This is a genomic window from Luteibacter sp., assembly GCF_051958795.1.
In the GTDB taxonomy this organism is placed as follows: domain Bacteria; phylum Pseudomonadota; class Gammaproteobacteria; order Xanthomonadales; family Rhodanobacteraceae; genus Luteibacter.
This window is the reverse complement of record NZ_JBQCFT010000274.1, coordinates 1-3025: the sequence shown is the minus strand read 5'-3', so window position 1 is coordinate 3025 and position 3025 is coordinate 1. Positions and strand designations below refer to the sequence as shown.

Below are 3025 nucleotides of genomic sequence, written 5' to 3'. Positions count from 1 at the left end.
GCCGTTGGCCGGAGCCACACACGCCCTCTGGCGTTCACGCCACCCTGGGCGCCCCCCGGGGGGGCTCCAACGACGCTCGGTCAGGCCAGGGCCGCCGCGGCGTAGGCCTTCACCTTCGCCAGCATGGCCACAAGGCCGTTCGAACGGGTGGGAGAGAGGTGCTTCGCCAGGCCGATCTCCTGGATGTAGGTCGGCTCGGTATCCACGATCTCCTGCGCCGAACGGCCGGAGTACACGCGCAGCAGCAGGGCGATCAGGCCGGAGACGATGGCTGAATCGCTGGTCGCCTCGAAGGTCATCCGCGACGCGTCGCCCGAGGGGATCATCCACACCATCGACTGGCAGCCGTGGATGCGGTTGTCCTCGCTCTTCTGGTCGTCGGGGAACGGGGGCAACTGCCGGCCCAGGTCGATCAGGTACTGGTAGCGCTCCGTCCAGTCGCCGAAGAACGCGAATTCCTCGGCGATGGCGGCCTGCGCTTCGGCGGTGGTCGGTTCCTGCGGTGCTACGAGGTCATTCATGCCTTCACTACGCTCCAGCGCGTGCCCTGAGCGCCGTCTTCAATGGCGATGCCCAGCGCTTTCAGCTGATCGCGGATGGCATCGGACCGTGCAAAATCCTTCGCTGCGCGGGCGGCGCGGCGTTCCTCCAGCAAAGCCTCGACCATGGCGGTATCGACGGCCTCGCCCGGATTGCCCTGCTGGAACCAGGCTTCCGGATCCTGCTGCAGGAGGCCCATTAGCGCGCCACCGGCGAGCAGGGCTGCCTTGGCGGCGATCCGCTCATCGCCCGTAGCCCGCCGCGCGGCGTCCGCCAGGTGGGAGAGCTCGGCCAGGGCCTGCGGGGTGTTCAGGTCGTCGCACAGTGCGGCCTCGACGGCCTCCGGCACCACGAAGGCACCAGGCGGCACGTCGGCCAGGTCGCGCAGGACGCCATACCAGCCATCCAGCGTGCGTACCGACTGGGTGAGGGCGGCATCCGACCAATCAAGGGGCTGGCGGTAGTGGCCGCGCAGCAGCATCAGGCGCAGGGCCTCCCCCGGGTGCTTGGTCAGGAGCTCGTGCAACTGGAGGACGTTGCCCAGCGACTTCGACATCTTCTTGCCGTCGAAGGTGAGCATGCCGTTGTGCAGCCAATACCGGGCGAACGGCTTGCCACCATGGGCGCAGACGCTCTGGGCGATCTCGTTCTCATGGTGGGGGAAGGTGAGGTCGACGCCGCCCGCGTGGATATCGATGGTGTCGCCCAGGTGGGCCTCGCTCATGGCCGAGCACTCGATATGCCAGCCCGGGCGGCCACGGCCCCAGGGGCTGTCCCAGCCGGGCAGGGTTTCATCCGAGGGCTTCCACAGCACGAAATCGCCCGCGTCCTTCTTGTACGGGGCCACCTCGACGCGGGCGCCGGCGATGAGCTCATCCGGGTCGCGGCCGGACAGGGCGCCGTAGGCCGGGTAGGAGGCGACGTGGAACAGCACGTGGCCCTCGGCCACGTAGGCGTGCTTCGAGGCGATCAGGCGCTGGATCATGGTGATGATCTCGGCGATATGCGCCGTGGCATGCGGCTCGACGTCGGGCGGGGCCACGCCCAGTTTCGCGATGTCGTCGCGGTAGGCCTGGGCGTAGCGGCCGGTGATCTCGGTGATCGGCACCCCGGCAGCCGCCGCGGCGTTGTTGATCTTGTCGTCCACGTCGGTGATGTTCCGGGCGTAGACCAGCTTCGGGAAATGGCGCCGCAGCAGGCTGGCCAGCACGTCGAAGACGACCGGCGGGCGGGCGTTGCCGATATGGATGTAGTTGTAGACGGTGGGCCCGCAGACGTACATGGTCACCCGGTTCGGATCGAGCGGGGCAAACGCCTCCGTGCGGCGCGTCAGGGTGTTGTAGAGCGAGATCGTCATCGGGTGTCCATGGGGGCGGGCCGGCGGCCTGGGCCGGCCTGAAATAGTAGCAAGGCCGGGCCATGGCCGTGCACGCGCGAGGGCGGATTCGGTTGACAGGATCGCCCGGGCCGGGCTCCGGAAAACCTAAGCGTGGATTCAGCGTGAACTTGATGAAATGACAACCACTAGGCGCAATCTTGCACCTGGCTGGAGGTTTTCCTACATGTCTCGCCTGCTTATCCCCGCGCTGATCCTCGCGGTTTTCGCTACCGGTGCCAGTGCCCAGGATCGTTACGGCCCGCCCCCGCCGCCGCCTCAGCAGGGCGGGGATGACAACACCCATTTCGGCTGGGCCGACGTCCTGCGCGTCGATCCTGTCTATGGCGTGTCGCGCGTGGAAACCCCGCGCCAGGAGTGCTACGACCAGCAGGTGGTGACCCGCCAGCAGGGCAGCGGCAGCACGGCCGGTACCATCCTGGGTGCCGTCGTGGGTGGCGTGCTGGGTAATACGGTCGGCAAGGGCGATGGCCGCAAGGCGGCCACGGTCGCCGGTGCGGTCGCTGGCGGCGTGGTCGGCAACAACGTGTCGCGCAGCGGCGATCGCAGCTACGAGAGCACGGAAACCCGCTGCCGCGACGTGAGCTCGGTGACCGAGCAGCGCCGCATCGCGGGCTACGACGTCGAGTACCGCTACCGCGGTGAGGTCTACGTCTCGCGCCTTAACTACGACCCGGGCGAGCGCCTCCGCGTCCGCGTGAGCGTCTCGCCGGCCGACTGACCAGTTCCGGCAAGGCAGTGAAGAGGGGCCGCGAGCGATCGCGGCCTTTTTTTGTGTCTGCGATCAGGCTCGCCTTCGGCTTCGCGGGGATGCTCGGCTTCGCCATCGCTGCTAGCGCTCGGACGTCTCCGGAAAGAGCCCTTGGCGCCCACCCTCGCTGCTCAGACATGTCCTCGTCGTTCGAAAAGGAAGGCCGCTACGCGGCCCATGTACCTATTGCCCTACGGGCGCGAACCGGCAGCTGGGCGGGGGTTTGAAACTCGCCATCCATGGCTCGATTTCAAACGGCCGGCCCTCCATGGCCGGCCCCCTGACGGGCTGTTCCCGCCCAGCCGCCTCGCCTGCGGAACTCGCCTCGAGGGTGGGCA

3 protein-coding genes are annotated in these 3025 nt (G+C 68.0%); 1 reads left to right on the top strand and 2 read right to left on the bottom strand.

Annotated elements, in window-relative coordinates; genetic code table 11:
• Positions 1-80 precede the first annotated feature (80 nt).
• Both ACTHLF_RS14450 and cysS read right to left on the bottom strand, forming a co-directional pair.
• Positions 81-521 (bottom strand): SufE family protein, encoded by a 441-nt coding sequence (locus ACTHLF_RS14450; protein ID WP_440328043.1) that lies wholly within the window; start codon positions 519-521, stop codon positions 81-83.
• On the bottom strand, positions 518-1897 hold the full coding sequence (gene cysS, locus ACTHLF_RS14445; RefSeq protein WP_440328042.1) for a cysteine--tRNA ligase: 1380 nt from the start codon (positions 1895-1897) through the stop codon (positions 518-520). The genes ACTHLF_RS14450 and cysS overlap by 4 nt, the downstream gene beginning before the upstream one ends.
• A gap of 205 nt (positions 1898-2102) precedes the next feature.
• On the opposite strand from cysS, the gene ACTHLF_RS14440 reads away from it, so the two are divergent.
• Positions 2103-2657, top strand: coding sequence for a glycine zipper 2TM domain-containing protein (locus ACTHLF_RS14440; protein WP_440328041.1), 555 nt, complete (start codon positions 2103-2105; stop codon positions 2655-2657).
• Positions 2658-3025 lie beyond the last annotated feature (368 nt).